Source organism: Alphaproteobacteria bacterium (genome assembly GCA_017308135.1).
Classification (GTDB): Bacteria; Pseudomonadota; Alphaproteobacteria; order CACIAM-22H2; family CACIAM-22H2; genus Tagaea.
Genome location: JAFKFM010000009.1, coordinates 301,899 through 328,130 on the forward strand (window position 1 = coordinate 301,899; position 26,232 = coordinate 328,130).

Below are 26,232 nucleotides of genomic sequence, written 5' to 3' on the forward strand. Positions count from 1 at the left end.
GGCGGTCACGCGAGCTCACGCAACGCTTCGGGGATCAGCGCTTGCACGCCCGCATCTTCGCCCAGGCGCTTCACCGCCTTGTTGGTCGCGGCGACCGCTTCGGCGCGCTTGTAGCCGAGATTGACCAGCGCCGAGACCGCATCCGCCGCTTGATCGGTGGCCGGGGCCGCCCCCGGCAAGGCGGCAGGTGCGGCGGAAGGCTTGCCCGTCGCGAGGGCGATGCCCAGTGCCGCGACCTTGTCTTTGAGTTCGGACGCAATGCGTTGCGCGAGCTTGGGGCCCACGCCATCGGCGCGCGTCAGCATCGATTTGTCTTCCGCCAAAATGGCGGCGGCGATTTCGCCCGGCGCCAAGGCCGACAGCAAGGCGAGGCCCGCTTTCGGCCCCACGCCCTGCACGCTCGTCAGCAGGCGGAAGCAATCGCGCTCCTCGCGCGTCGCGAAGCCGAACAATTCGATCGCGTCTTCGCGCACGACGGTTTCGACATGGACGGCGCACACCTCCCCTTCCCCGCCGATCGCGGCGAGGGTGCGCGCCGACGCGCGCACGAGATAGCCGACCCCGTTCACGTCGATCGTCGCGGAATCCTTGCCGCGCTCGTCGACCTTGCCTTTGAGCTTGGAGATCAAGACGCCGCCCCCGCCATGACCGTGCCGCGCGACCAGGCGGCACGCGACTGCATATGATGCGCATGGCAGATCGCGACGGCGAGCGCGTCGGCCGCGTCGGGGCTTTCGAATTTCACGCCGGGCAACAGGCGCTGCACCATCATCTGGATCTGCGCCTTGTCGGCATGGCCCGCCCCCACGACCGATTTCTTGATCGCGTTGGCGGCGTATTCGGCGACGGGCAGATTGGCGCGCGCGGGTGCGAGCATCGCGACACCGCGCGCTTGGCCCAGCTTCAATGTCGAAGCCGGATTCTGGTTGACGAAGGTTTCTTCGATCGCGGCCTCCAGCGGCGCCCAGGCTTCGATCGCGCGCATCAAGCCGTCATGCAGCTGCGTCAGGCGCTCGGCGGTCGTCAAATCGCCATCGCTGGAAATACGTCCGTTCGCGACATGGGTCAGGCGGTTGCCGGCCATCTCGATCACGCCCCAGCCGGTATGGCGAAGCCCCGGATCGATGCCGAGCACGCGCATCAGGCGGCCGACAGCTTGGCCATGACCGCGTCGGATACTTCGAAATTCGCGGTGACGGTCTGGACGTCGTCGTTGTCCTCCAGCGCTTCGACCAAATCGAGCGTGGCGCGCGCGGCTTCTTCGTCGAGCGGCACGGTGACGCTGGGGCGGAACACCAACGCGGCCTGCACGGGCTCGCCGAATTTCGCTTCCAGCGCCGCGCGCACAGCCCCGAAATCGTCGGGCGCGCAAGTGATCTCGTGGCGCTCGGCATTGCTCTCGCAATTATCGGCCCCCGCTTCGATCGCGGCTTCGAGCATCGCGTCGGCCGAGGCTTTGTCCGCCTTGAAGGCGATCAGGCCCAAACGCTGAAAATTGAACGCGACGGAATTCGTTTCGCCCAAGGCGCCGCCGTTCTTGGTCAAGATCGAGCGCACATCCGATGCCGTGCGATTGCGATTATCGGTCAGCGCTTCGATGATCAACGCGACACCGCCCGGGCCGTAGCCTTCATAACGGACTTCGTCGTAGATCACGCCGTCTTCCTGGCCCGCACCGCGGCGGATGGCCTTGTCGACCGTGTCCTTGGGCATATTGGCTTCGCGCGCGGCGATCACGGCGGCGCGCAAGCGCGGATTGGCGGCGGGATCGGGCAGGCCGGTTTTGGCCGAAACGGTGATCTCGCGGATGATTTTGGTGAACAGCTTGCCCCGCTTGGCGTCCTGCTTGCCTTTGCGGTGCATGATGTTTTTGAACTGGGAATGGCCGGCCATCGTCCTCAAATCCGGAAAGTTCGGTCGCGAATCGGCTAGATATACGGGAATCCCCGAAAAACCTATACCAAACCTAGCCGAACGTCACGTTTTGTTCCCGGTAGGTCAATGGGGGATTTCCAACGAAGCACACACAAGCCGACCTTGCCTACAACTTCATTCACCAAAAAAGTAAGTTAAATTGATAATATTTTGAATGTACACTGAAGTAGATAATAGAAATCGGCAGATTCGCGGCGCGAAAAAGACGGCTTACCTAATGAAGGATAGATCAACGGGAGGACGGTATGCCTGACGCAAACTCGGATTTTGATATTGCAAAGAACATTTCATCATTGCTCGAAAAAATTGATGATGCCCGGCGCACGCGCATCCTCCGCTGGGTAGCAGAAAGTTTAGAACTCCCTCCTTCGCAGCTAGATCTCCAAGTGACTTCGACCACTACGGCAGTGGATCAGCAACATATTGCACCAACGCATCAAGCGGCTCGGTCTGCTAGCAGCACAAACATCCGGTCTTTCGTTGAGTCAAAAGCTCCAAAATCGGACATTCAGTTTGCTACGGTCGTAGCGTACTTCTACCAATTTGAAGCGATCATGAGTGATCGTAAGAACGCAATTACTCCTACTCTGCTTCAAGAGGCGACGCGACTCTGCGGCAGAGAGCGTCTAAAAAGTCCGAAGCAAACTCTCAACAATGCAAAAAAACAGGGCTATCTAGATTCTGTGTCTCGCGGTGAGTTCAAAATCAACACCGTTGGAGAGAACCTAGTTGCCATGACACTGCCAAACTCTGCCGACCGTACTCCAAAAAGGAATACAAAACCCAAGCCCCGAAGCAAAAAGAATTAGATTTGTCGGGAGCTGAATGTGTCACCGGAATTCGCTGCCGCAGACAAAGCATTTTCTCTTGTCAGCGCAGGAAAACGACGGACTTCTGCCGCAAAGTCTCCTCAAGTACGAAATACGGACGAGATCGATTATTTGATGTCTCTTTGTCACGCTTGGCATAGGACGTTTCGGCCGGAAATTGAGGAAGCATTAACGGATAAATCATTACTGGCCAAAGTTGATGATTCATTCGCAAAAATTACACGCGCCACTGCACGATCATCGTCAAGAAACACATATGTATCAGCTTTAGAAGAAGCAAAAAACGCCCTAGCGGAGATCAGAACCGCCACTTTAGGTGTTCGGCCTAAAGCGCTTGCGTCAACGGATGCAGCTCCAAATTTTATGGCGCTCGCGCCATCTGATCAAATGCAGGCCATCTTGCAAAAAAGATGGAATGAGTGCCAGAAGTGCATCTCGGCAGAAGCCTACTTAGCCGCCACGGTGATGATGGGCGGCTTTTTGGAAACACTATTCCTAGCCAAGGTAAATCAGCTTCAAGACAAAAAGCTGATTTTCACTGCAAGCAAAGCCCCGAAGGATGCGGCGAAAGGCAGCACATTGCCTTTATGGCAATGGACGCTTAGGGATTATATCGAAGTCGCTGGAGAGATCGGATGGATATCGAAGCCCGGTAAAGATGTCGCTTCAGTCCTACGTGACTACAGAAATTATATTCATCCAGAGAAAGAACTAAGCCACGGGGTATCGATCAATGTAGACGATGTTGGCTTATTCTGGGATTTAACAAAAAGAATTACTTTTCAACTAATAAAATAATTTACTGCTATTGTTAGCTCGGCAGCGCCGGAATGAGCCGGCCGCCCGCGCGCACGGGATGGATGCGCGTGCACAGGCCGTTCGCGCCGATTTCGGCGTAGATGCCGCACATCGTGCCCTCGCCCTCGGCCGGGGTCAGGCGCTCGCCCGGCATTTTGCGCACGAAGCGCGCGATCGCCGGTTCCTTCTTCATGCCGATGACGGAATCGTAATCGCCGCACATCCCCGCATCGGTCTGATAGCCGGTCCCGCCGGGGAAAATCTGCGCGTCGGCCGTCGGCACATGGGAATGCGAGCCGACGATCAGCGACGCGCGCCCATCCGACAAATGGCCCAGCGCCATTTTCTCGCTGGTCGCTTCGCCGTGCAGATCGATCAGGATTGCAGCCGTCCCACCGCCCAAGCGATGCTGGCCGAGCAACGTTTCGAGGGCCGCAAACGGATCGTCGAGCGGGTCCATGAACAAGCGCGTCATCAGATTGGCGACGACGATATTCGCACCGTTCTTCAGGCGATAGACGCCCACGCCTTTGCCGGGCGTGCCCTTGGGGAAGTTGAGCGGCCGCAGCAATTTGGGATCGCGATCGATGGTCAGGATCAGTTCGCGCTGATCCCAAACGTGATTGCCGGTGGTGATGCAATCGACGCCCGCCGCGTAAAGCTCGGCGGCGATCTTGTCGGTGATGCCGAAACCGCCGGCCGCGTTCTCGCCGTTCGCGACGACGAAATCGAGCCCCAGCGAGGAGCGCAAACCCGGCAGATGTTTTTGAACCGCTTCCCGGCCCGACCGGCCGATGATGTCGCCCAAGAACAACAACTTCACCACGGCCACCACCAGTTCTTCTTGGCGCCCGTGCGCGTTTCCAATGCCATCGCTTCGGTCACGATCCAGTCGAGCTTTTGGTCGTGGATATCGACCGGAATGCGTTCCACGCGTTGCACCTCGTAGGCCACGCCCACCGCGAGCGTCTTCTTGATCTTGCGCTGGACGGTCAGCGTGCGGTCGTAGAACCCGCCGCCATAGCCCAGGCGGTTGCCTTGCCCGTCGAACGCGATCAACGGAATCAGCATCACGTCGGGATCGACGCGCGGACTGTCGTTCAACGGCTCCGACATGCCGAAGCGATGCTGCGACATTTGATCGCCCGGCTTCCAGCGGCGGAAGATGAGCGGCGTGCCGCGCCGCTCGGCGACCGGCAACGCCAAAGAATGGCCGCGCCGATGCAACGCCTCCATCAGCGGGCGCGGGTCGAGTTCGGCGCCGAACGGCCAATAGGCCGAGACGATGGCGTGCGGGGCGATGGGCACACGCGCCAAGAAACGGTCGCGCACGCGCAACGCCGCACCGATGCCTTCGCGGGCATGGAATTCCTCGCGCCGTTCGCGCGCGATCACGCGCAACGCGGTCTTTTCCTCGTCGATTTCCTCGTGGGAGGGCGATACGGCCATCACGCGTCCATATTGGAGAGGGTGGACGGAGCCGCAGAAGCCGTTGGCTTTGCTTTCCTCCAGGACCCGCTTACAGCAGGTGGGCACCGTGTACTGATGCCAGGGCACCAATAGGGACAGTTCCCAAGGAGTGAGTATCGGCCCCGGGGATAATGCTACCTGACCTGCCCCGCAGCTCCGTCCGAGGGGCAATGTAGGCGCTTCAACCCGTCACGGCAACCCGAGGGACGAGAATTCTACGCCGCGTGGTTGGCGTGTTCGGCGAGGCGTTCGATGCGCGCGAGCAGCGGCGAGAGCAATTCGCGCTGGCGATATTCCTCGTCCGAGCGCGTGCGGAACTCGTCCAGGCGCCGGCCGAGTTCGCCCGCACGCACGGTCGACGCCGTCGCTTGCGCTTCGGCTTCGAGTGCACGGCGTTCGGCCTTCACGAGCTTGGGCTCGAGATCGGCAAGCCGCGCCTTCGACGCGGCGAGTTCGGCTTCGAGCTTTTCGATGCGCGCCAGCGCATCGGCCGCTTTGGAATCGGACGCAGCGGCTTCTTGCGTCGCCGCATCGGTTTCCGCCTGCAACGCGGTCGCGCGCTGATTGGCCAGCGCCGTTTCGCTTTGCGCGGCCCCGGCGATCGCCTCGAACTCGGCGAGGCGCTTGGCGAGTTCCTCGCATTTGCTGATCCAGGCTTGCGCCGCCGCTTCCGAACGCGCGCGCGCGTTGTCGGCGAGCTTGGCGTCGCGCCGTGCGACTTCCGCCGCTTCCATCTCGCGCGCGGCCAAGGCTTGCGCTTCCGCCTTGTCGCGCAACGCCGCTTCGTTGGCGGCGACCAAGGCGGGATCGATCACTTCGCGCGGCGGTGCCGCGCGCATGCGCTCGATCTCGTCATAGGCGTTGGCGAGTTCGTCGCCGAGATTGAGCGCGGCGAGCAGCATCAGGCGCGCATCGCCCGCTTGGCCCACCATACCCACCATCTCGCGCACTTTCTCGTCGACATAGGCGCCGATCGCGCGCACGCGATCTTCGCCGCCGTCATCGCAAGCGATGGGATAGTCGCGGCCGTTGACCTTGACGAGGATCTGACCCATGCGTGGCGTTCCTTCGCTCGTTAGACCGCGCTCTTGAGGCGTTCGATCGCCTTGTCGAGACGCTTTTCGACTTGGTCGGCGATCGCCGAGAGCGCGGCGTAGTCGGTTTTCAGGGTCGCGAGTTCGGCTTCCGCCTTCTCCGCCCGCTTCACGGCCGCGTCGATTTCGCCCTTCAGGACGGTTTCGGTCTTGTCGCGCGCCTCCAAGGCGGCTTCGAGACGCTGGACGGCGGCGTTCAGGCGTTCAACGGGTGTTGGAGTCGACATCTTGTGGCGGTACTCGCGAGCGGGTGAAATGGATTGACGAATCGTAAACGACTCGGGCGAGTCGTGCCAAGGCCCTTGTGAATCAAGGACGATTCCGTTCCGTTCCCCAGGGTTGACCGGGGGCGGATCGGGCGTCATGTTCCGCGCGTTTTCGCGATTTCGCGCGCAACCGAGTCTTCAGAAGCCGTAGGGATATGAGCGCCGTCACCGAACCCCTTCCCGTCTCCGCCCCCAAGCCCCTCTCGGACAAGCAGTCGCCCGAGCATCGGCGCCTCGCCAATGCGATCCGCGCGCTGTCGATGGACGCGGTGGAAAAGGCCAAGTCCGGCCATCCCGGCATGCCGATGGGCATGGCCGATGTGGCGACGGTGCTTTACGCCAACCATCTGAAATTCGATCCGAGCGCGCCGGAATGGCCCGATCGCGACCGCTTCGTGCTGTCGGCCGGCCACGGCTCGATGCTGCTCTATTCGCTGCTCTATCTGACCGGCTATCCGGAAATGACGATCGAGCAGATCAAGAATTTCCGCCAGCTCGGCTCGATCACCGCGGGCCATCCCGAATACGGCCACGCCCCGGGTGTGGAAACGACCACCGGTCCGCTGGGCCAGGGCCTGGCCACCGCCGTCGGCATGGCGCTGGCCGAGCGCATGCTCGCCGCGCGCTATGGCGACAATGTCGTCGATCACTACACCTATGTGATCGCCGGCGACGGCTGCTTGATGGAAGGTGTCAGCCACGAGGCGATCTCGATGGCGGGGCATCTCAAGCTCGCCAAGTTGATCGTGCTGTGGGACGACAACGAAATCTCGATCGACGGCCCGACCAATCTGTCGGTCGGCGACGATCAAGTCGCGCGCTTCCAAGCCTGCGGCTGGAACGCCATCGCGATCGACGGGCACGATCCCGCCGCGATCGACGCCGCGATCACGCAGGCGAAGTCGTCGGACAAGCCCACGCTGATCGCCTGCAAGACGACGATCGGCTACGGCGCGCCGACGAAGGCGGGTACGGCCGCGAGCCACGGTTCGCCGCTGGGGGCTGGCGAAATCGCCGAGACGCGCAAGCGTCTGGGCTGGGAACATGCGCCCTTCGAAATTCCGGCCGACATCCTCGACACGTGGCGCGGCTACGGCGCCAAGGGGGCGGCCACGCGCGCCGCGTGGGAACGCCGCCTGGGCAAGCTCGACGCCGAGAAGCGCGCGGAATTCCGCCGCACGTCGGAAGGCAAGCTGCCCAAGGGCTGGCTCGACGCTTGCGCCGCATACAAGGCGAAGCTGTCGTCCGACAAGCCGTCGATCGCCACGCGCGTCGCGTCGCAGAACGCGCTGGACGTTCTGTTCGCCGCCGTGCCCGAACTCGCGGGCGGTTCCGCCGACCTCACCGGTTCGAACAACACCAAGGCGAAGGCGCAAGCCCCGGTGAAGCCGGGCGCGTTCGGCGGTGCTTATATCCATTACGGCGTGCGCGAGCACGGCATGGCCGCGGCGATGAACGGCATCGCGCTGCATAAGGGTTTGATCCCTTACGGCGGCACGTTCCTGGTCTTCGCGGATTACTGCCGCCCGTCGATCCGCCTGTCGGCGCTGATGCAGCAGCGCGTGGTCTACGTCTTCACCCATGACTCGATCGGCTTGGGCGAAGATGGGCCGACGCACCAGCCGGTGGAAACGCTCGCCTCGCTGCGCGCGATCCCCAATCTGTGGACGCTGCGCCCGGCCGATGCGGTCGAAACGCTGGAAGCCTGGCAGATGGCGCTCGCGCGCACCGACGGACCCAGCGTGCTGGCGCTCACCCGCCAGAATCTGCCGACATTGCGCACCGAGAATTTCCCCGAGAACCTGTCCGCCAAGGGCGGCTATGTGCTGCTCGAAGCCGAAGGCGGGGAACGCCAAGCCACGTTGATCGCCACCGGCTCCGAAGTCGCCATCGCGGTCGAGGCGCGCAAGCTGCTCGCCGCCGAAGGGATCCGCGCCGCCGTCGTCTCGATGCCGTGCTCGCAAGCCTTCGACATGCAAACGGCCAAGTACCGCAAAACGGTGATGGGCCCGTCGCGGGTACCCCGCATCGTCGTGGAAGCGGCGATCGAATTCGGCTGGGAGAAGTACATCGACGGCAAGGGCGCCTTCGTGGGCATGAAGGGCTTCGGCGCTTCGGCCCCGGCCCCCGACCTCTACAAGCATTTCGGTATCACCGCCGAAGCCGTCGCCGAAGCCGCGAAAAAAGCGCTGTAAGGCAGATGCGCGACGTCCTGCTGTTCGATATCGACGGCACGCTCGCCGACACCGATGCGCTTCACTTCGAAGCGTATCGGCGCCTGCTCGCCGGGCACGGCAAGACGATCGATCACGCGACCTATATGTCGCGCGTGATGGGCCATACGAACGAGAACATCATGGCCTGGATGATGCCGGAAGCGGATATCCCGGCACGCCGCGCGTTTTCCGACGCGAAGGAAGCGTTGTTCCGCGAATTGGCGGCGACGTCGATCGTGCCGGCGACCGGTTTGATGGCACTGATCGATTGGGCCGAAGCCAAGCGCATCAAATTCGCCGCCGTCACCAACGCGCCGCGCGCGAATGCCGAGATGACGCTGAAGGCGCTGAAGCTCGACAGGCGCATGGCGTTCGTCGTGATCGGTGATGAACTTCCGCGCGGCAAGCCCGATCCCTTGCCCTACGCGACCGCGCTGGAACGCTTTGGTGCAGCGCCCGGCCAAGCGATGGCGTTCGAGGATTCGCGCTCCGGCGTCAAATCCGCGGCCGCCGCCGGCATCGACACGGTCGGCATGACGACCGGGCTTTCCAAGGACGTGCTGATGGCGGAAGGTGCCGTCGGTGCGGTTCCCCATTTCGCCGATCCCTGGCTGATCGCGCGTCTCCAGGCCGAGTACGGCTCGGCCCCAACAACGAAAGCAGCGTGAAGGAGAAACGACACATGGCCGCCAAAGTCGCGATCAACGGTTTCGGGCGCATCGGGCGCCTCGTCCTGCGCGCCCTCGCCGAAGCGGGGCGCAGCGATCTTCAGGTCGTGGGCATCAACGATCTGGGCCCCGTGAAGTCGAACGCCCATCTGCTGAAGCACGATTCGGTGCATGGCTTGTTCCCCAAGCCCGTCTCGACCGGCGACGATTGGATGGATATCGGTTCGGGCAAGATCAAGGTCACGGCCGAGCGCGATCCCGCCAAGCTCCCCTGGAAGGAACTGGGTGTGGACATCGTGATGGAATGCACCGGAATCTTCACGAAGCGCGAACAGGCGGCCAAGCACCTCGAAGCGGGCGCCAAGCGCGTGCTCGTCTCCGCCCCCGCCGACGGCGTCGACCTGACGGTCGTCTACGGCGTCAACCACGCGAAGCTGACGAAGGATCATATCGTCGTCTCGAACGCGAGCTGCACGACCAACTGCCTCGCGCCCGTCGCCAAGGTCGCCCACGAAGCCGTCGGCATCGAGAAGGGCTATATGACGACGATCCACGCCTATACGGGCGACCAGTCGACCGTCGATACGCTGCACAAGGATTTGCGCCGGGCGCGCGCGGCCGCTTTGTCGATGATCCCGACCTCGACGGGAGCCGCCAAGGCCGTGGGCCTGGTGCTGCCCGAACTCGCCGGCAAGCTCGACGGCACGTCGATCCGCGTGCCCACGCCGAACGTGTCGATGATCGACTTCAAATTCGTCGCCAAGCGCAACACGACGGTCGACGAAATCAACAAGGCGATGCTCGCCGCCGCCGCGTCCGGTTCGCTCAAAGGCATTCTGGAGACGACCGACGAAGAACTCGTGTCGAGCGACTTCAACCACAACCCGGCAAGCTCGACGATCGACCTCAAGCAGACGCAGGTGATCGACGGCAATCTCGTGCGCGTGCTCAGCTGGTACGACAACGAGTGGGGCTTCTCGAATCGCATGTCGGACACGGCCGCGTTGATGGCCAAGCTGATCTGATAACGCGAAACATTCGCGGGATCGAACGGGGCCGGTATCGCAAGAGATCGGCCCTTTTCGTTACGCGGCGTTTCGTCGCCTTGTTGACGCCCCGCTTCGCGCGCATATCGCGCGGGAGAGAGGGGCTCGACATGAATATTCGCAACTCGACCGAAAGCTACGGCGCGCTCGCGCGCTTCGTGCATTGGGCGAGTGCCGCCGCCGTCATCATCGCGTGGAGCGGCGGCCAAATGGACGACGCATTCGGCAAATCGGCCGAAGCGGCGGTCGTCTTCGCCCATATCGAAGCGGGGCTCGCCGCACTGGCGCTGCTGGCCGTGCGCCTGGCGTGGCGTTATCTCGACCCGCCGCCGCCGGCCGAGCCTTCCGCGTTCGATCCGTGGCTCGGCTACGCCGCCAAGGCCGGCCATATCGCACTGTACGCGCTGCTGGTCGCGGCCCCCGTCGCCGGGATCGTCACGCTGTTCGCGCGCGGTGAGACGCTCAGCCTGTTCGGGCTGTGGGACATCGCATCGCCCTGGCTTCGTGATCGGGCCTTTTCGCGCTCGACCAAGGAAGTGCACGAGCTGTTCGCCAACGCACTGCTGATTTTGGCGGCGTTGCACGCGGCAGCGGCCCTGCTGCACCACTACGTACTGCGCGACAACACCTTGCGCCGGATGCTCGCCGGCGCCTGATTGCTCCCACGGGAAATCCGGAATAGGTTCCGGCCATGGAACCGATCCGGATCGAAGGCCTGGACGACGCGCGCCGCGCCCTGACCGCCGCGAAAGCGGCCGGCGCGCGTGCCGTGCTGGAAGCCGAGATCGGCGGCGGCGGCCCGGCCTGGCTTGCCGAGATCGCGCGAATCCTGAAAGACGAATTTCCCGAAACGCTCGACCATATGCGCGCCGATTGCGGCAATTCCGCCGGCCTCGCGCTCGCCGCGCAGCGCATGGGGCTCGCCGATATCGGCTTCGACGGCACGCAAGAACAGCGCGCCAAGCTCGAAGCCTTGGGATTGCGGATCGCCCATGGCTGACGGGTTGCCGCCCGTCGCCGCCATTCCCTGGTGGCGGCCCGATCGCTTCGCGCGCAAACGCGAAAATCTCGCCGTGCGGCAGAAGGCGCTGCGCGCGACGCGCGCGTTTTTCGAAGCGGCCGAGTTCGACGAGGTCGAAACGCCTGCCTTGCAGGTCTCGCCCGGCTTGGAGCCGCATCTGATGGCGTTCCAAACCGTGCTGCGCGATCCCGGTGTGCGGCTCGCGCGACGGCTTTACCTGCACACCAGCCCCGAATTCGCGATGAAGAAGCTGCTGGCGGCGGGCGTGCCGAAAATCTGGCAGCTCGCACGCTGCTATCGCAATTCCGAACGCTCGGCGACGCATCATCCCGAATTCTCGATGCTGGAATGGTATCGCGTGGGGGCGAGCTACACCGATTTGATGGCCGATTGCGAAAAGCTGATTCGCGGTGTGGCGCAAGCGTGCAACGTGGAGCGCGTCGCCTGGGGCGGCAAGTTCTGCAACCCGACGAGCCCGTTCGAGCGCTTGAGCGTCGCCGAAGCCTTCGCGCGCTATTGCGGCTTCGATCTTCTGGCCTGCACGCCCGACGCTTCCGATCCCGCCGGCGAAGCCAAGGCGCTGGATCGCCTCGCCGCCGCCGCACGGCCCTTGAAGTTGGTGCCGCATACGGGCGACCGCTGGGACGACTTCTTCTTCCGGCTGTTCTTCGAACATATCGAAGGGCGCCTGGGCAGCGACCGGCCGACGATCCTTTACGATTACCCCGTTCACATGGCCGCGTTGTCGCGGCCCAAACCGGGCGATCCGCGGCTTGCCGAACGCTTCGAGCTTTATATCTGCGGCTTGGAACTCGCCAATGCGTTCGGGGAACTCACCGACGCCGCCGAACAGCGCGCGCGTTTCGAAGCCGATCAGGCGTTGAAGATGCAGCTCTATCGCGAGCGCTATCCGATCGACGAAGAATTCATGGCGGCGTTGACGCATGGCTTGCCGGAATCGGCGGGCATCGCGCTCGGCTTCGATCGCCTCGTCATGTTGATGGCGGGGGCCACGCATATCGAAGACGTGATCTGGGCGCCGGTCGCCCTCGCCGGCTTCGAAGATCCGGGGGCGCCGTAATGGACGGCAATCGCCGCCCGGTTTTGCGCGACGCCGCCGCCCTGGCGGCCGAGAAACTGATCGCGCCCGAAGCGCGCGCCGATATCGAACGCGTCGCCGAACGCTACGCGATCGCCATCACGCCGGACGTGATGGATTTGATCGACCGCGCGGACGTCGCCGATCCCATCGCGCGCCAATACGTGCCCGATGCACGCGAGACGATCACGACCGACGAAGAGCGCGTCGATCCCATCGGCGACGAGACGCATTCGCCGGTCAAAGGCATCGTCCATCGCTATCCCGATCGCGTGCTGCTGAAGCCCACGCATGCTTGCGCGGTCTATTGCCGCTTCTGCTTCCGCCGCGAAATGGTCGGGCCCGGCGGTGCCGCGCTGGACAAGGAAGAGCTCGACGCCGCCGTCGCCTATATCGCGGCCACGCCCGCGATCCGCGAAGCGATCCTGACCGGCGGCGATCCGCTGGTGCTGTCGGCGCGCCGCCTGCGCGATCTGGTCGAACGGCTTTCCGCCATCGATCATCTCGATTGGCTGCGCGTGCATACGCGCATCCCCGTCGCCGATCCGTCGCGCGTCACCAACGATCTCGTCGCCGCGTTGAAAGCGGGCAAGACGCTATGGGTCGCCGTTCATGTGAATCACGCGCGTGAGCTGACGCCGGAGGCGCTGACGGCTTGCGCGAGGCTTGCCGATGCAGGGATTCCGCTGATCGGCCAAACCGTGCTGCTGAAGGGCGTCAACGACAGCGCCGACACGCTGGACGAACTTTTTCGCGCGCTGACCAAAAACCGGATCAAGCCTTACTACCTGCACCAGGGCGATCTCGCGCCGGGCACGTCGCATTTCCGCACCACACTCGCGGAAGGCCAAAGCCTGATGCGGGAATTGCGCGGGCGCCTGTCGGGTCTCGCGCAACCGACTTACGTGCTCGATATCCCCGGCGGTGCGGGGAAAATTCCGGTCGGCCCCGACTGGTTCGACGAAACGGGCGCGCCGATCAGCCCGCTCAAGCCTTCGGCGTAAACTCCGCCGCCGCATTCGTGTGCGACAGCGTGTAGAGCCCGCGCAGCGCGCCCGGCTTGGCGCCCGAAGCGATCAACGCGGCCTCGCCGAGTTCATTCCGCGCCAAGTCTTCCAGCGCGTCGCGGTCATAGCCCGCACTAAGGAAAATCCAATCGGCGGCCGCATCGCCGCCGCGGATTTTCTGCTCGGTCGTCTGCGCAAGCGCGGGCGTCTCGGTGCGCAGCAAATGTCCCGACGCGATGCCGCGCCTATTCGCGATCGTCGCGGCGAAATCGCGCAACGCTGGCCGCAGCGCGCTTTCGTCGGCGGGCGACAAACGGACCGTCAGCATGAAGCGCGACAAGGCGCCGCCCACGCTCTCCAGCACATGGCATTGGCTGCGCACCATGTTGCGGTGATGCGGCATCATCTTCGTGGACCACGGCGTGGGCGCGTTGAGATGGGCGCGATATTCGGGCGATGTCAGCGTGGCGTAGCTTTCCATTTCGTAGAGAATAAAGAAACCTTCGCCGCCATCGGCATCGGCCCAGCGCGACCCGCGCCGGAAGCCGGGGACACACATCCGCTCGGGAAAATGCTCGTGCGTGTGCCAATCCTCGAATTCGGCGCGCATCTCCGGCGCGATGTCCCACCACATCGCCAGCGCACCGGACCCGAGCAACGCCATCGTTGCTACGCCTTCAGCTTCACGAAGGAAGCGAGGTCTTCGGCGAGGTCGGCAACCGCCGCATCCCACAAACGCTGGCCCGCTTCGATCGAGGCGAGATCGGGGTTGGAGCCGATGCGCCCGTCGGGGAAGTTGCGCCGGTAATCGGCCGCGTCGGTGAACGTGCCGCGCGGCGCCACTTTCGGCTCCATCTTCATGTGCTTCACCGTTTGCGGATAGACCGCCCAGGTGAGCGACACTTCCGACGGTGTGGCGTGGCTGCCTTCCTGATCCGCGTAAAGCTCGCGCGAAATCGCTTTCACCTTCGGCGTTTCGTACCAGTTGCGCAGCACGCAGCGGATCGGCGGCCGATTGCCCGGCCGCGACAGCGAGGATTCGGCATAGAGCTCCGAAAACGCCGAGGAGAACGGCGCCACATTCCCGCCATGGCCGTTGACGAAATAGAAATGGGTGAAGCCATGGCGCGCGAGGCTTTCGACATTGTCCTTCACCACGGCGATCAGCGTCGAGGGACGCAACGTCATCGAGCCGGGAAACGCGAGATGATGCTGCGCCATGCCCACGGCGATGGTGGGGGCGACCAGCGTGCCCGTCGTCTCGCCCAGTTTGCGGCCCACGGCTTCGCCGCAGATCGCGTCGGTGCCGATCAGGCCGTTGGGGCCGTGCTGCTCGGTCGAGCCGATGGGAATGATGATCGCCGTGGATTTGGCGAGATAGGCTTCGACTTCTTGCCAAGTTTGAAGATGCAACAGCATGGGGAATTCCTTCGTGGTTTCCGCATGTTATGGACCCGCCGCCGGGGTCTCGACAAGGGGGCGTCGGGCGGCTAGAAGCACCCCGTTTTCCGCCCCTTCAGCGAATCCAGGAGCGTCGATCCGTGAAAGTCACCCAGAAGGTCAAAAAGATCCTCGCCAATTACGAAAGCGACAATCCCGGCACGAAGGCGAATCTCGCCCGCATCCTGATGCACGGCAAGCTGGGCGGGACCGGCAAAATGGTGATCCTGCCGGTCGATCAGGGTTTCGAGCACGGCCCCGCGCGGTCCTTCGCGCCGAACCCGCCGGCCTACGATCCGCATTATCATTTCCAGCTGGCGATCGACGCGGGCTGCAACGCCTACGCCGCCCCGCTCGGCATGATCGAAGCGGGTGCCGACACGTTCGCGGGCGCCATCCCGACCATTCTGAAGGTCAACTCGGCGAACTCGCTGTCGACCAACAAGGACCAGGCGGTCCATGGCTCGGTCAAGGACGCGCTGCGCCTGGGCTGCTCGGCCATCGGCTTCACGATCTATCCGGGCTCGGAAGATCAATACGAGATGATCGAGGAAATCCGCGAATTGACGGCCGAAGCCAAGTCGGTCGGCCTCGCGGTTGTGCTGTGGAGCTATCCGCGCGGCGGCAAGCTCGACAAGGCGGGCGAAACGGCGTTCGACGTGTGCGCCTATGCCTGCCATCTCGCGGCCCTCGCCGGTGCGCACATCATCAAGGTGAAGCCGCCGTCGGCCGTGCTATGGCAAGAGGAAGCCAAGAAGGTCTACGAGGCGCGCAAGATCGACGGCTCGACCCTCGACAAGCGCATCGCCCATATCATGCAGACGGCGTTCGATGGCCGCCGCTTGGTCGTGTTCTCGGGCGGCGAAGCGAAGGATGAAGCTTCGCTGCTGGCCGAGATCAAGGGCCTGCGCGACGGCGGCGCCTCGGGCTCGATCGTCGGGCGCAACGCGTTCCAGCGCCCGCGCGAGGAAGCGCTCGCACTCCTCGAAAAGATCATCGCGATCTACAAGAGCAACGACTGAACGACATGGCGCGCCCGAAACTCAAATCGCGCCTTTATCTGATCACGCCGCCGGATCTCGATCCGGCGGCGTTTTCGCCTGTGCTCGACAAAACGCTCGCTGCCGGCGCCAAATCGGGCATCGTCGCCAGCCTGCAATTGCGCTTGAAGGATGTCGACGATTCCAAGATCGGTGCGGCGATCGAAACGCTGATGCCGGTCGCGCATCGATACGACGTCGCCTTCATCCTCAACGACCGGCCCGACCTCGCCGCGAAATACGATTGCGACGGCGTGCATGTCGGCCAAGAGGACACGCCCTATGCCGAGGCCCGCGCGCTTGTCGGCGCCGACCGCATCGTCGGCGTGACCTGCCATGACTCGAAAGATTTGGCGTTCGATGCGGCCGAAGCCGGGGCCGACTACGTCGCCTTCGGCGCCTTCTTCCCCTCGACGACCAAGACGGCGCCCAAATCCCACGCGGATGTCGCGTTGATCGAGGCATGGGCGAGCTTCGTGACCGTGCCGTGCGTGGCCATCGGCGGCATCACGCCCGAGAATTGCGGGCCCCTGGTCGCGGCGGGCGCCGATTTCCTCGCCGTCGCCGGCGCGGTGTGGAATCACAAAGACGGGCCCGAAGCCGCCCTCGCGGCGTTCGAAAACGCGGTCAAATCCGCCGCTTAGCTTCGATTGCCAGGGGCGGCCCGGGCTGCTAGGTTCCCGCGCGATTTTACGGGGCGGCCGACGGGGCCGCCCTTTCGTTCTCGGGATTCGGGATTTCGGCTCATGAAGATCATCGGCAGCGCCATCCGCCAAGGCAACGTCATCGAAGTGGACGGCCGCATCTGGCGCGTCATCAAGCACAACATCGTGTCGCCCGGTAAGGGCGGCGCGTTCAACCAGATCGAAATCCGCGACATCAAGACCGGCACCAAGTCGAACATGAAGTTCCGGTCGGACGAGACCTGCGAGCTGCTGCGCGTCGAGGAAAAGGTGATGCAGTTCCTGTTCCGCGACGGCGACCAGTTCACGCTGATGGACAAGGAAAGCTACGACCAGATGATCGTCGGCGGCGATCTGTTCGGCGAGCAGGCCGATTTCCTGGCCGACAACATGGACGTCTCGGTCGAGTTCGTCGACGGCTCGCCCGTCGGCGTCGAATTGCCGACCACCACGATCTGCACGATCGTCGAGGCCGACGCGGTGGTGAAGGGCCAGACGGCCGCTTCGTCCTACAAGCCCGCGGTCCTGGACAACGGCGTGAAGATCGGCGTGCCGCCCTTCATCGCCAACGGCGAACGCGTGGTCGTGAACATCAAGGAGCGCGCCTACGTCGAGCGCGCCAAGGACTAAACCACAGTGCCCCAAGCCTACAGGTCAGCGCTCTATACGGTGATGGAGCGCGCGGTGCGCAAAGCGGGCAAGCAGCTCGTCCGCGATTTCGGCGAAGTCGAACATCTCCAGGTCTCGGTCAAGGGGCCGAGCGATTTCGTCTCCACCGCCGATCACGCGTCCGAGCGCACGCTGAAGGCCGAGCTCGAGAAGGCGCGCCCGGGCTATTCCTTCCTGATGGAGGAATCGGGTTCGACGCGCGGCACCGATCGCGACCATGTCTGGATCGTCGATCCGCTCGACGGGACGACGAATTTCCTGCACGGGATTCCGCATTTCGCGATCTCGGTGGCGCTCGAGCATAAGGGCGAATTGCTCGCGGGCATGATCTACAACCCCGCGGTCGACGAGCTTTACTGGGCCGAAAAGGGCAAGGGCGCCTATCTCAACGACCGGCGCCTGCGCGTGTCGGGCCGGCGCGATCTGGGCGAGTCCCTGATCGGCACGGGCATTCCGTTCCGCGGGCGCGGCACGGAAGAAGACCATCAGCATTATCTGAAACTGCTCGGCGCCACGATGGCGCGCACCGCCGGTTTGCGCCGGCCGGGTGCGGCGGCGCTGGATCTCGCTTACGTCGCGGCGGGCCGATTCGACGGGTTCTTCGAAATCGGCCTGAACAAATGGGATATCGCCGCAGGTATTCTGATGATCCGCGAGGCCGGCGGCTTCGTCGGCGACATGGACGGCGCGGCCGATCCGATGCAAACCGGCAATATCGTGACCGGAAACGCCAAACTTTTCGATCCGTTGCGCGGATTCCTGCGCGAACTGGGCGGCTCGGGAAAAACCGCTTGAAGCGGTTGCTTGGGCGGGTGGCGTAAGGTTAAGGTCGGACTCGATATGACGCGTCCGCTCCTCACCGCCGTTTCGGCTTTCGCACTCTTCGCGAGCACGCAAGTGTTCGCGCAGCAGCAACTGCGCCAGGCGCGCCCCAGCGTCGAAGTCGATTGGACGGTGCTGGACGAGCTGGGCGGCCCCGCCCCCGCCGGCCCGGTCACGCTGCGCCCGCCGCGCGGGCTTACCCAAAATACACCGGCGCAAGTGGCACCGCCGCCCGCACGCGCCGCCGCGACCAGCCAGCCCGTGCCGCCCGCTTCCGTCGCGCGCCAAGCCGGCACGCCGACAGGTACACGTTTGGGCCAGCAGGCCGGCAGCTTCACGGCCCCGCCGCCCCCGCCCGCTTTCGTGCCGCCGCCGGTTCCGCCGTCGCCGGTCGCCTCGGCCCCGCTGACGCCGCCCCCGCCGCCCAGTCCTGTGGCGCCCAGCGCCGTGGCTTCGACGGCACCAGTTCCCGTGGCACCGGCCCCGGCCGCCGCCCCGACTCCCGTGACGCCGCCGGCCCCGGCCGCCCCCGCAGCGGCGGTCGCCCCGCCGCCGCCCCCGCCGCCCCCGGCGGCGGTCGCCACACCCGCCCCGCCGCCGCCCGCCCCTGTCGCGGCGCCGGCGCCCGCCCCTGTCGCGGCGCCGGCGCCCGCACCGGCACCGCCCGTCACGGCCGCGCAAGCCCCGGCGGCGGCGCCCGCGCAAACCGCCGCCGTTCCTGCGGCACGCGCCACCGGCGGCGCGTTGGCGACGATCGCCTTCGCGGCCGGTTCGCCCGAACTCAACGACCAAGGCAAGGCGGCCCTGGGTCCCGTGATCGAAACGCTGAAATCGGATAGCGCGGCACGTCTGCAAATTCAGGCCTTCGCCTCGGGCGGCGACGACCAGGGCGGTCAAGCGCGGCGCTTGTCGCTGTCGCGCGCGTTGGCCGTGCGCGGCCAATTGATCGAGCAGGGAATCGCGGCCACGCGCATGGATGTGCGCGCCTTGGGCCGCACCAATGACGGTCCGCCGGACCGCGTCGATATCCTGCTCGTCCGCCGCTAAGCCTTAAGCCGCAGCCGAAGGAGGTCGTGGGGATGGACGGATCGATGTCACGGCCCACGCGGTTCCTGATCCGCACGCTGATCTTCCTGATCGCGGTCGGCGGCGTGGTATGGGCGCTGTTCGACGGCATCGTCGAAGCCTTCTCGCACCATATGGCGCTCAACGGCCTGATCATGGGCGTGCTGGCGCTGGGCATCGTTTTCAACCTGCGCCAGATCTTCGGCCTGAACCGCGAAATCGACTGGATCGAGAGTTTCCGCGCCGGGCGCCAAGCGTTGTCGGGCGCCACGCCGCGCCTGCTGGCGCCGATGGTGAAGATGCTGGGCGAACGCACGGGCCGCTTCAGCCTGTCGCCGATCGCCACGCGCTCGCTGCTCGATTCCGTCGCCTCGCGCCTCGACGAAAGCCGCGACCTGTCGCGCTATCTCGTGGGCTTGCTGATCTTCTTGGGCCTGCTCGGCACGTTCTGGGGGCTGTTGCAGACCGTCGCGGCCGTGGGCGGCGTGATCGGCACGCTGTCGGCGGCGACCGACACGAGCTCGCTGTTCAAGGAACTCCAGGCCGGGCTGCAAGCGCCGTTGGGCGGCATGGGCACCGCCTTCGGCACGTCGCTGTTCGGCCTCGCCAGCTCCATCGTGCTCGGCTTCTGCGATCTGCAAGCGGGCCAAGCGCAGAACCGTTTCTATAACGAGCTCGAGGAAATGCTGGCGTCGCAAACGCGCGTGTCCTCGGGCGCGCTCGGTTCGGGCGACGGCGGCGACGCGACCGTGCCCGCCTATATCCAAGCGCTGCTCGAAACCACGGCCGACAATCTCGAAGCCTTGCAGCGCACGATGGCGCGCGGCGAGGAAGGCCGCGCCACGGCCGCGCAAGGCAACGCCCTGCTCGCCGAACGTTTGGGCCAGCTCGCCGACCAGATGAAGGCCGAGCAGCAATTGCTGCTGAAGCTCGCCGAAGGCCAGGTCGAATTGCGCGCCGTCCTCACGCGCTTGGCCGATGCGCCCCGCAACGCGGGCGGCGGCGGCGTGGACGACGCGACGCGCGGCCATATCCGCAACATGGATATCGCGCTCAATCGCCTGATCGAGGACGCGTCCACCGGCCGCGCCCAGATGACCCAGGATCTGCGCAACGAGATCCGCCTGCTGGCGCGCACGATCGCGGCGCTGGCCGAAGAGCCGCGCAACTGATGCGCGGGTCCGGCCGCCGCACGACCCGCACGGTCGACGTTTGGCCCGGCTTCGTCGACGCGCTGGCGACGCTGGTCATCTCGATCGTGTTCGTCGTGATGGTGTTCACCGTCTTCCAGTTCCATCTGAAGGACATCATCGCCGGGCGCGACGATCAGTTGAGCCGCGCTTCCGCCCAGCTCGCCCAATTGGCCGAGACGCTGGCGCTGGAAAAACGCGCGACCGACGATCTGCGTTCGCGCCTGCAAAGCCTGCAGAACGAACTTTCGGCGTCGTTGGGCGAGCGCGACAATCTGCGCAATCTCAGCCGCGCCCAGGCCGAGCAGATCGAACTCGCCAACCAATCGATGGCGGCCGATCGCGAAAAGATCGAGATGCAATTGCGCGAACTCGAAGCTTTGGCCGCGATGCGCGAAGCGTTGGAGAGGCGCGCGGCGTCGGCCGAAGCGCAGGCGCGAACCGCCGAAACGCAGTCGACCGAGGATCGGCGCCTGTCGGCGGAAGCCCAGGCGCAGGTCGCGTCGCTCAACCGCCAGACCGCCGAATTGCGCGAACAATTGCGCCGCTTGGAAGCGCTGCTGTCGGATTCGGAGCGCAAAACCTCCGAGCAGCAGGCGCAGATCGTCGATCTCGGAAGGCGGTTGAATTTGGCGCTCGCCAGCCGCGTGGACGAATTGGTGCGTTTCCGCTCCGAATTCTACGGCCGCTTGCGCGCCGTGCTGGGCGACCGCGCCGACATGCGCGTGGTCGGCGATCGTTTCGTGTTCCAGTCGGAAATCCTGTTCGCGCCCGGCTCGGCGACGATCGAAAGCGAAGGCGGCCGTCAGCTCATGCAGCTCGGCAACGTCATCAAGGAGATCGCCCCGCGCATCCCCAAGGAAGTCGATTGGGTGGTGCAGATCACCGGCCACACCGATCGCCGGCCGATTTCGACCCGCGAATTCCCGTCGAATTGGGAACTCTCCACCGCGCGGTCGATCTCGGTCGTGCGCCTGTTGATGGCCAACGGCGTGCCGTCGGACCGCTTGCAAGCGGCGGGCATGGCCGAATTCCAGCCGATCGACGACCGCGACGACGAAGTCGGCTGGCGGCGCAACCGGCGCATCGAGATCCGCTTCACCAACCGCTAATGCGCGCGCTGCTCGCCGCGCTGATCGTCGCGGCGTTTCCCGTCCTGGCGTTTGCCGACGAACGCGCGGCCGAAGCGGCGATGGCGCAAGCGCGTATCGCGGCGGGCTTGCCCGCGACGTCGCCCGACGCGCTGCTGACGCAGATCGCGGCGCAGATCGCGCAAGACAACGCCGCGCGCCGCGTCCTCGACCATCGCGATGGGCAAGGCAACGATCTACGCGCGCGCCTGGGGCTTTATCCTTTTCGCGCGGCGGCGGAGAATTTGGCGATGGGCACACAAGACGGCGCCATCGTGGTGAAGCTCTGGCTCGACAGCCCGCCCCACCGCGCCAATCTCCTGAACGCCGAGGTCACGCGTCACGGCCTTGCGCGTATTCGCAGCCCCGACGGGCAGGATTATTGGGCGCTGGTGCTAGCGGCCCCGCGTTGAATGCTCAGCACTTATCCGCACCCGACAGCGCGGCGCGCCCGCAGGGGCTCGCATAAAGCGCCACGGGATCGTTGCCCACACCGGGGGCCGCGAAGCGGCGATGGGTTTCGGCCGGCGCGCCATTGAGCTTGGCGAGATAGCGCAGATAATTGGTCAAGCGCTCGGCCCGGTCGCGGCCTTGCGCGCGCGCTTCGCAGCCGCGCTCGCCCGTTTCGGAATCGCGTTCGCCGATCAGGTAGACGACATCGCGCTGCGCATAGACCCGCGCTTGATCGCGCGGCAACGTGCCGCTCGCCGACGCGTAAGGGGCGGGCAGCACGAAGCCATAGGGCCAGTAGTTGAAGGCGTTGCATTGGCGGCGGTCGAATTCGGCGAAGCCGGTCGCATCGTCGCGCGACGGCCGCTCCTCGTCGAAATAGACATAGGTGTCGGCGGCGGCCACGACGAAGCGCACGGCGATGCCCGCCCGCTGGGGGGCCGCCAGACCTTGCGCGGTCGCGGCGTAAAGCTGCACGAAGCGCGCGGTCTGGCCGAAACCGACCAGCGCCACCTGCTTCAGATCGGGAAAGCTTTGCCGGTCGGCGAGGAACAGCAGCAGCGCGTCGATCGCTTCGAACGACGAGGCAAGCGCGCCTTGATCGGCGAAGGCCGCGGGGCGCGAATTGCCGCCGTCCTTCCAGCCGTCGAGCGTCCAGCGCGCGAAATCGGGACCGAGGCGATGGCGGTCGGTGTCTTGCGCCGCCAGGAATTGCGGCACGATCGTCATCGTCGACGACGAATCCGCGAACAGGCGCGTCAGCCGATCGAATTCGAGACCCGCGTTGCGCGCCGGGTCTTGTACGCCGATCACGACGCGCTCGATGCCCGGATGCGGGTCGATCAATTTCTTGTCGGCGAAGACCGGCATCAACAACGCCTGGCCGCCCGGCACGGGGACGGCGAAATCCTGGTCCGACAAACGCTCGACCGCGCGCAATTGGGCGGGCGACGGCCCGCGCAAAACCGGATCGCCGCCGCCGCAAGCGGCGAGCGTGCCCAGACAGGCGGCGAGAAGGATGAACTTGCGGATCATGCGCGCTTATTCTCCACATCGGGCGCGTCGGGCGCCTTGAACTGCAAGGCGGCGAGGCGCGCGTAAAGCCCGCCTTCGGCGATCAGTTTGGCATGGGAACCGGCCGCGACCAACCGTCCGCGATCGAGCACCAGCAAGCGGTCGGCGCGCGCCACGGTCGCCAGGCGATGCGCGATCACGAGCACGGTGCGGCCTTTGCCGAGCGATTCGAACGCGGCTTGCACGTAGCGTTCGCTTTCGGCGTCGAGCGCGCTGGTCGCTTCGTCGAGCAACAGCACGGCGGGATCGCGCACAAGCGCGCGCGCGATGGCGATACGCTGGCGCTGGCCGCCGGACAAACGCACGCCGCGCTCGCCCAGATAGGTTTTCCAGCCGTCGGGCAAACGCTCGGCGAATTCGTCGACATGGGCGGCGCGCGCGGCCTTCATCACCGCTTCGTCGGACGCGGCCCCGTTGCCGTAGCGGATATTCTCCAGCACGTCGGCGGCGAAGATCGTCGGCTCCTGCGCCACCAAGCCGATACGCGCGCGCAAATCGGCGGGATCGGCGTCGGCGAGCTTCACGCCGTCGATCGTGATGGCACCGCTTTGCGGATCGTAGAAACGCAGCAGCAATTGGAACACGGTCGTCTTGCCCGCCCCCGACGGGCCGACGATGGCGACCGTTTCGCCCGGCTCCACCTTGAACGACAAATCCGCCAGCGCCGTACGGTCCGGTGCCGCCGGGTAGCGGAAGGTCACGTCGCGGAATTCGACGCGGCCTTGGGCGGGCTTGGGCATCGCCACGGGCGACGAAGGTGCGCGGATTTCCGGGATCGCGTCGGCGAGTTCGAACAGCCGTTCGCACGCCCCGGCCGCGCGTTGCAGATCGGCCGCGAATTCGCTGATGGCGCCGACCGACGCCGCGACGACGACGGCGTAGAACACGAAGGCCGACAATTGGCCGGCGGTGATCTGGCCCGCGATCGCGTCGCGCCCGCCGATCCACAGCACGAAACCGACCGCGCCGAACACGCACAGCATCACCATCGCGATCAGCGCGGAGCGCGCTTTGGCGCGGCGCACATTGGCGCCGAACGCGTCCTCGACGCGGGCACCGAAGCGTTCGCCGTCGGCGCGTTCGCGGTTGAAGGCCTGCACGGTGCGGATCGCGGCGAGCGATTCTTCGATATCCGCACCGACATCGCCCAAACGATCCTGGCTTTCGCGGCTCAGCGCGCGGACCTTACGGCCGAAGAAGATCAGCGGGCCGACGACTAGCGGCACCACCAGCAGCGCCACGGCCGTGAGCTTGGGCGAAGCGATCGCCATCATCGCGACACCGCCCGCAAACAGCAGCACGTTGCGCAGCGCCATCGACGCGGAGGAGCCGACGATCGTTTGCACCGTCGCGGTATCGGCGGTCAGGCGCGAGACGACCTCGCCCGTGCGCGTCGTTTCGTAATAGGCGGGCGACAGCGTCAATGCGCGTTCGAACACCAGGCGGCGGATATCGGCGGTGACGCGCTCGCCCAGCCACGTGACGAGATAGGAACGCGCATAGGTCGCCCCCGCCAGCAGCAGCACGAAGGCGAACAGCCCGAGCAGCGCATGGTCGAGCAGATCGGCGTTGCCCGCCGCGAAGCCCGCATCGACCAGCCAGCGCAAGGCGGTGCCAAGCCCCAGCACCGCGCCGGCCGCGAGGGTGAGCGAAATACCCGCGAGCGCCACGCACCCGCGATAGGGTTTGAGCAAACCGAACAGGCGGCGCAGCACGCGCAAATCGCGCGACGGGGCCCGGTCGTTCTTCGAATCCACCATGATCAGAAAGCGACCTTCAGGCCGCTCGCCTCGGCCAAATCCTTGGCGAGGGCGGCTTCGAGCGTGGCGTCGGAACGCGTCGAGCGCCAAACCTTGGCGCCTTCGTCCCAGGCGTAATGCGCCGCCCCGGTCAGCGGCGAGGACACCCAGATCTGTTTCGTGGGGCCGTGTTTGTTGATGACGAACTGGCGCCCGTCGTCGAATTCGACCGTCAGGATGCCGCCGCGCAGCTCCGCGTCGATATCGGCGTCGGCAAGGTCGCTCTCGATCCGGGTCTGCAATCGGGCCAGCAAGGTATCGGCGGCCGTATCGAAGTCGTTGGCGTCCATCGACAATATCCGGAAAATGCTTTTCGGCCCGAGGGTTTAGCACGGGCCGGACCCAAGGTCGAGGATAGCGCATGCGACTTCTTGCGCCCCCCGGCCGTTTCCTCTATAAACCGCGCCTCGCGAAGGGGCGCCCTTGATTGCGGCGCCCTTTTATTCGACAGGATTACGGAGCTGGCCATGAAGCCCGGCGTGCACCCCGAATACCACGAAATCAACGTGATCATGACCGACGGGTCCACGTTCAAGACGCGCTCGACCTACGGCAAGCCCGGCGAGACGCTGCGTCTGGACATCGATCCGAAGACGCATCCGGCCTGGACGGGCCAGCAGCGCATCATGGACCAGGGCGGTCAGGTCGCGAAGTTCAACAAGCGCTTCGCCGGCATCGGCGCGGTCAAGGCCAAGCCCATGGGCGACGCCCCGCCGCCCAAGCCGAAGAAGGAAGCGGCCCCGGCCGCCGCCGCTGCGGCCCCCAAGGCCGAAGCGAAGAAGAAGAAGTAAGCTTCTTCCCGTCGCAACGAATTCACGGGCGCCCGCCACAAACGGGCGCCCGTTTCGTTTGGGGCCCGATTAGGCGTGCGCGTCGAATTGGGAATCGAGCCGCGCGATGCGCTCGAACAGGGTCAAGCTGCGCGCCATCAGATCGGCCAGACGCGGCGACAATTCGTTCACTTGCGCCGTCGTGTCGGCCAGACAGATTTCGTGCGCGCCCAAGCGATAATCGGACGTGCGCGCTTTCTCGGCCGACAATTCGCCCTCGGCGACCGCACGCTGGGCCAAGAGCCACGCCATGACCTGGGCGAGGCGCGTGGTCAGGCGCATCGCTTCGCAATTCAAATGCAGACGGTCGTTGGGATCGCTGGGGGCGGCCTCGCGCGGCTGGACGGCCGCGCAGTAATGCCGTGCCGAGAGCAGCAGCCCCATCGTCTCGTCATAGGCGCGGCAAAGGAACGGGCTGGGGCCCGGCACCGCATGCGGCAGCGTCGTCATGCCAATAGTCTCGGAGCCCGCGCGGTAAAACGCAAACGCGTTTTCGGGGGGCTTGAACCCGATTTTCGGACGCCTAAATGGCATGGCGTCCGCGGCGCCCATTCGGGGTCGCGAACTCAACCCCGGGCCCGGCCGAGATC

General features: G+C 65.1%; 31 protein-coding genes and 1 other RNA gene. 18 read left to right on the forward strand and 14 right to left on the reverse strand.

Going from position 1 to position 26,232, the window contains the following annotated elements:
- Window positions 1-5: 5 nt before the first annotated feature.
- The 3 genes from ruvA to J0H39_14705 are packed head-to-tail and all read right to left on the reverse strand — an operon-like array spanning window position 6 to window position 1,893.
- A complete protein-coding gene (ruvA, locus tag J0H39_14695) occupies window positions 6-629 on the reverse strand; it encodes a Holliday junction branch migration protein RuvA (GenBank protein ID MBN9498001.1) in 624 nt (207 codons plus the stop codon).
- The gene (gene ruvC, locus J0H39_14700) at window positions 626-1,141 is read right to left on the reverse strand and encodes a crossover junction endodeoxyribonuclease RuvC (GenBank protein ID MBN9498002.1); all 516 of its coding nucleotides are present in this window, start codon (window positions 1,139-1,141) and stop codon (window positions 626-628) included. The genes ruvA and ruvC overlap by 4 nt, the downstream gene beginning before the upstream one ends.
- Window positions 1,141-1,893 carry a YebC/PmpR family DNA-binding transcriptional regulator gene (locus J0H39_14705; GenBank protein ID MBN9498003.1) on the reverse strand — a complete coding sequence of 251 codons (753 nt, stop codon included), beginning with the start codon at window positions 1,891-1,893 and terminating at the stop codon, window positions 1,141-1,143. Before J0H39_14705 ends, ruvC begins: the two co-directional genes overlap by 1 nt.
- Window positions 1,894-2,180: 287 nt before the next feature.
- On the opposite strand from J0H39_14705, the gene J0H39_14710 reads away from it, so the two are divergent.
- Both J0H39_14710 and J0H39_14715 read left to right on the forward strand, forming a co-directional pair.
- Window positions 2,181-2,744, forward strand: a complete 564-nt coding sequence (locus tag J0H39_14710; protein ID MBN9498004.1) for a hypothetical protein — start codon at window positions 2,181-2,183, stop codon at window positions 2,742-2,744.
- 18 nt (window positions 2,745-2,762) lie between these two features.
- Window positions 2,763-3,563: a hypothetical protein gene (locus J0H39_14715; GenBank protein ID MBN9498005.1), complete on the forward strand. Its 801-nt coding sequence runs from the start codon at window positions 2,763-2,765 to the stop codon at window positions 3,561-3,563.
- Window positions 3,564-3,576: 13 nt separating this feature from the next.
- Here the strand turns inward: J0H39_14715 and J0H39_14720 are convergent, their stop codons facing one another.
- From J0H39_14720 to J0H39_14740, 5 genes are all read right to left on the reverse strand, one after another.
- The gene (locus J0H39_14720) at window positions 3,577-4,386 is read right to left on the reverse strand and encodes a YmdB family metallophosphoesterase (GenBank protein MBN9498006.1); all 810 of its coding nucleotides are present in this window, start codon (window positions 4,384-4,386) and stop codon (window positions 3,577-3,579) included.
- A complete protein-coding gene (locus tag J0H39_14725; protein ID MBN9498007.1) occupies window positions 4,383-5,012 on the reverse strand; it encodes a 5-formyltetrahydrofolate cyclo-ligase in 630 nt (209 codons plus the stop codon). The genes J0H39_14720 and J0H39_14725 overlap by 4 nt, the downstream gene beginning before the upstream one ends.
- A gap of 24 nt (window positions 5,013-5,036) precedes the next feature.
- Window positions 5,037-5,193: non-coding RNA, 6S RNA (ssrS, locus tag J0H39_14730), on the reverse strand.
- 55 nt (window positions 5,194-5,248) lie between these two features.
- On the reverse strand, window positions 5,249-6,088 hold the full coding sequence (zapA, locus tag J0H39_14735; protein MBN9498008.1) for a cell division protein ZapA: 840 nt from the start codon (window positions 6,086-6,088) through the stop codon (window positions 5,249-5,251).
- Window positions 6,089-6,108: 20 nt separating this feature from the next.
- Entirely contained in the window at window positions 6,109-6,492 is a 384-nt protein-coding gene (locus J0H39_14740) for a hypothetical protein (GenBank protein ID MBN9498009.1), read from the reverse strand.
- A 56-nt stretch (window positions 6,493-6,548) separates the two neighbouring features.
- Between J0H39_14740 and tkt the strand changes: the two genes are divergently transcribed.
- The 7 genes from tkt (at window position 6,549) to J0H39_14775 (ending at window position 13,447) form a co-directional block, all read left to right on the forward strand.
- Entirely contained in the window at window positions 6,549-8,588 is a 2,040-nt protein-coding gene (tkt, locus tag J0H39_14745) for a transketolase (GenBank protein MBN9498010.1), read from the forward strand.
- A gap of 5 nt (window positions 8,589-8,593) precedes the next feature.
- Window positions 8,594-9,277 carry an HAD-IA family hydrolase gene (locus J0H39_14750; protein ID MBN9498011.1) on the forward strand — a complete coding sequence of 228 codons (684 nt, stop codon included), beginning with the start codon at window positions 8,594-8,596 and terminating at the stop codon, window positions 9,275-9,277.
- Window positions 9,278-9,291: 14 nt separating this feature from the next.
- A complete protein-coding gene (gene gap / locus J0H39_14755; GenBank protein ID MBN9498012.1) occupies window positions 9,292-10,302 on the forward strand; it encodes a type I glyceraldehyde-3-phosphate dehydrogenase in 1,011 nt (336 codons plus the stop codon).
- A gap of 131 nt (window positions 10,303-10,433) precedes the next feature.
- On the forward strand, window positions 10,434-10,979 hold the full coding sequence (locus J0H39_14760) for a cytochrome b/b6 domain-containing protein (GenBank protein MBN9498013.1): 546 nt from the start codon (window positions 10,434-10,436) through the stop codon (window positions 10,977-10,979).
- A gap of 35 nt (window positions 10,980-11,014) precedes the next feature.
- Window positions 11,015-11,323 carry a hypothetical protein gene (locus tag J0H39_14765; protein ID MBN9498014.1) on the forward strand — a complete coding sequence of 103 codons (309 nt, stop codon included), beginning with the start codon at window positions 11,015-11,017 and terminating at the stop codon, window positions 11,321-11,323.
- On the forward strand, window positions 11,316-12,425 hold the full coding sequence (gene genX, locus J0H39_14770; GenBank protein MBN9498015.1) for an EF-P lysine aminoacylase GenX: 1,110 nt from the start codon (window positions 11,316-11,318) through the stop codon (window positions 12,423-12,425). Before J0H39_14765 ends, genX begins: the two co-directional genes overlap by 8 nt.
- Entirely contained in the window at window positions 12,425-13,447 is a 1,023-nt protein-coding gene (locus J0H39_14775) for a lysine-2,3-aminomutase-like protein (protein ID MBN9498016.1), read from the forward strand. Before genX ends, J0H39_14775 begins: the two co-directional genes overlap by 1 nt.
- Here the strand turns inward: J0H39_14775 and J0H39_14780 are convergent.
- Together J0H39_14780 and J0H39_14785 are read right to left on the reverse strand one after the other, a co-directional pair.
- On the reverse strand, window positions 13,431-14,114 hold the full coding sequence (locus J0H39_14780) for a hypothetical protein (protein ID MBN9498017.1): 684 nt from the start codon (window positions 14,112-14,114) through the stop codon (window positions 13,431-13,433). The genes J0H39_14775 and J0H39_14780 overlap by 17 nt on opposite strands.
- Window positions 14,115-14,119: 5 nt before the next feature.
- Window positions 14,120-14,869 (reverse strand): creatininase family protein, encoded by a 750-nt coding sequence (locus tag J0H39_14785; GenBank protein ID MBN9498018.1) that lies wholly within the window; start codon window positions 14,867-14,869, stop codon window positions 14,120-14,122.
- Window positions 14,870-14,991: 122 nt separating this feature from the next.
- Between J0H39_14785 and J0H39_14790 the strand changes: the two genes are divergently transcribed.
- The 8 genes from J0H39_14790 (at window position 14,992) to J0H39_14825 (ending at window position 21,902) form a co-directional block, all read left to right on the forward strand.
- Window positions 14,992-15,912: a class I fructose-bisphosphate aldolase gene (locus J0H39_14790; protein MBN9498019.1), complete on the forward strand. Its 921-nt coding sequence runs from the start codon at window positions 14,992-14,994 to the stop codon at window positions 15,910-15,912.
- Between the two features lie 5 nt (window positions 15,913-15,917).
- On the forward strand, window positions 15,918-16,574 hold the full coding sequence (thiE, locus tag J0H39_14795) for a thiamine phosphate synthase (GenBank protein ID MBN9498020.1): 657 nt from the start codon (window positions 15,918-15,920) through the stop codon (window positions 16,572-16,574).
- A 102-nt stretch (window positions 16,575-16,676) separates the two neighbouring features.
- Window positions 16,677-17,243, forward strand: coding sequence for an elongation factor P (gene efp / locus J0H39_14800; GenBank protein MBN9498021.1), 567 nt, complete (start codon window positions 16,677-16,679; stop codon window positions 17,241-17,243).
- A 42-nt stretch (window positions 17,244-17,285) separates the two neighbouring features.
- A complete protein-coding gene (locus J0H39_14805; GenBank protein MBN9498022.1) occupies window positions 17,286-18,077 on the forward strand; it encodes an inositol monophosphatase in 792 nt (263 codons plus the stop codon).
- Between the two features lie 45 nt (window positions 18,078-18,122).
- Complete coding sequence (locus J0H39_14810; protein ID MBN9498023.1) at window positions 18,123-19,151, forward strand: OmpA family protein; 1,029 nt, start codon at window positions 18,123-18,125, stop codon at window positions 19,149-19,151.
- A gap of 44 nt (window positions 19,152-19,195) precedes the next feature.
- Window positions 19,196-20,341 (forward strand): flagellar motor protein MotA, encoded by a 1,146-nt coding sequence (locus J0H39_14815; GenBank protein MBN9498024.1) that lies wholly within the window; start codon window positions 19,196-19,198, stop codon window positions 20,339-20,341.
- Window positions 20,341-21,471, forward strand: a complete 1,131-nt coding sequence (locus J0H39_14820; GenBank protein ID MBN9498025.1) for a peptidoglycan -binding protein — start codon at window positions 20,341-20,343, stop codon at window positions 21,469-21,471. Before J0H39_14815 ends, J0H39_14820 begins: the two co-directional genes overlap by 1 nt.
- Window positions 21,471-21,902, forward strand: a complete 432-nt coding sequence (locus tag J0H39_14825; GenBank protein MBN9498026.1) for a CAP domain-containing protein — start codon at window positions 21,471-21,473, stop codon at window positions 21,900-21,902. The genes J0H39_14820 and J0H39_14825 overlap by 1 nt, the downstream gene beginning before the upstream one ends.
- A 4-nt stretch (window positions 21,903-21,906) precedes the next feature.
- On the opposite strand, the gene J0H39_14830 is transcribed toward J0H39_14825, so the two are convergent.
- Genes J0H39_14830 through cyaY form a run of 3 tightly spaced genes read right to left on the reverse strand, consistent with a single transcriptional unit; the run spans window position 21,907 to window position 25,102 of the window.
- Entirely contained in the window at window positions 21,907-22,974 is a 1,068-nt protein-coding gene (locus tag J0H39_14830) for a hypothetical protein (protein ID MBN9498027.1), read from the reverse strand.
- Entirely contained in the window at window positions 22,971-24,773 is a 1,803-nt protein-coding gene (locus J0H39_14835; protein MBN9498028.1) for an ATP-binding cassette domain-containing protein, read from the reverse strand. Before J0H39_14835 ends, J0H39_14830 begins: the two co-directional genes overlap by 4 nt.
- Before the next feature lie 2 nt (window positions 24,774-24,775).
- Window positions 24,776-25,102, reverse strand: coding sequence for an iron donor protein CyaY (gene cyaY, locus J0H39_14840; protein MBN9498029.1), 327 nt, complete (start codon window positions 25,100-25,102; stop codon window positions 24,776-24,778).
- A gap of 177 nt (window positions 25,103-25,279) precedes the next feature.
- On the opposite strand from cyaY, the gene rpmE reads away from it, so the two are divergent.
- Window positions 25,280-25,603 (forward strand): 50S ribosomal protein L31, encoded by a 324-nt coding sequence (rpmE, locus tag J0H39_14845; GenBank protein MBN9498030.1) that lies wholly within the window; start codon window positions 25,280-25,282, stop codon window positions 25,601-25,603.
- Between the two features lie 69 nt (window positions 25,604-25,672).
- Here the strand turns inward: rpmE and J0H39_14850 are convergent, their stop codons facing one another.
- Window positions 25,673-26,092, reverse strand: coding sequence for a DUF1465 family protein (locus J0H39_14850; protein MBN9498031.1), 420 nt, complete (start codon window positions 26,090-26,092; stop codon window positions 25,673-25,675).
- Window positions 26,093-26,232 lie beyond the last annotated feature (140 nt).

Bases quoted from the DNA above. Each gene is read 5' to 3' on its own strand.
- ruvC (MBN9498002.1), bottom strand. From the start codon at position 1,141: ATGCGCGTGCTCGGCATCGATCCGGGGCTTCGCCATACCGGCTGGGGC.
- J0H39_14705 (MBN9498003.1), bottom strand. From the start codon at position 1,893: ATGGCCGGCCATTCCCAGTTCAAAAACATCATGCACCGCAAAGGCAAG.
- J0H39_14710 (MBN9498004.1), top strand. From the start codon at position 2,181: ATGCCTGACGCAAACTCGGATTTTGATATTGCAAAGAACATTTCATCA.
- J0H39_14725 (MBN9498007.1), bottom strand. From the start codon at position 5,012: ATGGCCGTATCGCCCTCCCACGAGGAAATCGACGAGGAAAAGACCGCG.
- zapA (MBN9498008.1), bottom strand. From the start codon at position 6,088: ATGGGTCAGATCCTCGTCAAGGTCAACGGCCGCGACTATCCCATCGCT.
- J0H39_14740 (MBN9498009.1), bottom strand. From the start codon at position 6,492: ATGACGCCCGATCCGCCCCCGGTCAACCCTGGGGAACGGAACGGAATC.
- tkt (MBN9498010.1), top strand. From the start codon at position 6,549: ATGAGCGCCGTCACCGAACCCCTTCCCGTCTCCGCCCCCAAGCCCCTC.
- J0H39_14750 (MBN9498011.1), top strand. From the start codon at position 8,594: ATGCGCGACGTCCTGCTGTTCGATATCGACGGCACGCTCGCCGACACC.
- gap (MBN9498012.1), top strand. From the start codon at position 9,292: ATGGCCGCCAAAGTCGCGATCAACGGTTTCGGGCGCATCGGGCGCCTC.
- J0H39_14760 (MBN9498013.1), top strand. From the start codon at position 10,434: ATGAATATTCGCAACTCGACCGAAAGCTACGGCGCGCTCGCGCGCTTC.
- J0H39_14765 (MBN9498014.1), top strand. From the start codon at position 11,015: ATGGAACCGATCCGGATCGAAGGCCTGGACGACGCGCGCCGCGCCCTG.
- genX (MBN9498015.1), top strand. From the start codon at position 11,316: ATGGCTGACGGGTTGCCGCCCGTCGCCGCCATTCCCTGGTGGCGGCCC.
- J0H39_14775 (MBN9498016.1), top strand. From the start codon at position 12,425: ATGGACGGCAATCGCCGCCCGGTTTTGCGCGACGCCGCCGCCCTGGCG.
- J0H39_14780 (MBN9498017.1), bottom strand. From the start codon at position 14,114: ATGGCGTTGCTCGGGTCCGGTGCGCTGGCGATGTGGTGGGACATCGCG.
- J0H39_14785 (MBN9498018.1), bottom strand. From the start codon at position 14,869: ATGCTGTTGCATCTTCAAACTTGGCAAGAAGTCGAAGCCTATCTCGCC.
- thiE (MBN9498020.1), top strand. From the start codon at position 15,918: ATGGCGCGCCCGAAACTCAAATCGCGCCTTTATCTGATCACGCCGCCG.
- efp (MBN9498021.1), top strand. From the start codon at position 16,677: ATGAAGATCATCGGCAGCGCCATCCGCCAAGGCAACGTCATCGAAGTG.
- J0H39_14805 (MBN9498022.1), top strand. From the start codon at position 17,286: ATGGAGCGCGCGGTGCGCAAAGCGGGCAAGCAGCTCGTCCGCGATTTC.
- J0H39_14810 (MBN9498023.1), top strand. From the start codon at position 18,123: ATGACGCGTCCGCTCCTCACCGCCGTTTCGGCTTTCGCACTCTTCGCG.
- J0H39_14815 (MBN9498024.1), top strand. From the start codon at position 19,196: ATGTCACGGCCCACGCGGTTCCTGATCCGCACGCTGATCTTCCTGATC.
- J0H39_14820 (MBN9498025.1), top strand. From the start codon at position 20,341: ATGCGCGGGTCCGGCCGCCGCACGACCCGCACGGTCGACGTTTGGCCC.
- J0H39_14825 (MBN9498026.1), top strand. From the start codon at position 21,471: ATGCGCGCGCTGCTCGCCGCGCTGATCGTCGCGGCGTTTCCCGTCCTG.
- J0H39_14830 (MBN9498027.1), bottom strand. From the start codon at position 22,974: ATGATCCGCAAGTTCATCCTTCTCGCCGCCTGTCTGGGCACGCTCGCC.
- J0H39_14835 (MBN9498028.1), bottom strand. From the start codon at position 24,773: ATGGTGGATTCGAAGAACGACCGGGCCCCGTCGCGCGATTTGCGCGTG.
- cyaY (MBN9498029.1), bottom strand. From the start codon at position 25,102: ATGGACGCCAACGACTTCGATACGGCCGCCGATACCTTGCTGGCCCGA.
- rpmE (MBN9498030.1), top strand. From the start codon at position 25,280: ATGAAGCCCGGCGTGCACCCCGAATACCACGAAATCAACGTGATCATG.
- J0H39_14850 (MBN9498031.1), bottom strand. From the start codon at position 26,092: ATGACGACGCTGCCGCATGCGGTGCCGGGCCCCAGCCCGTTCCTTTGC.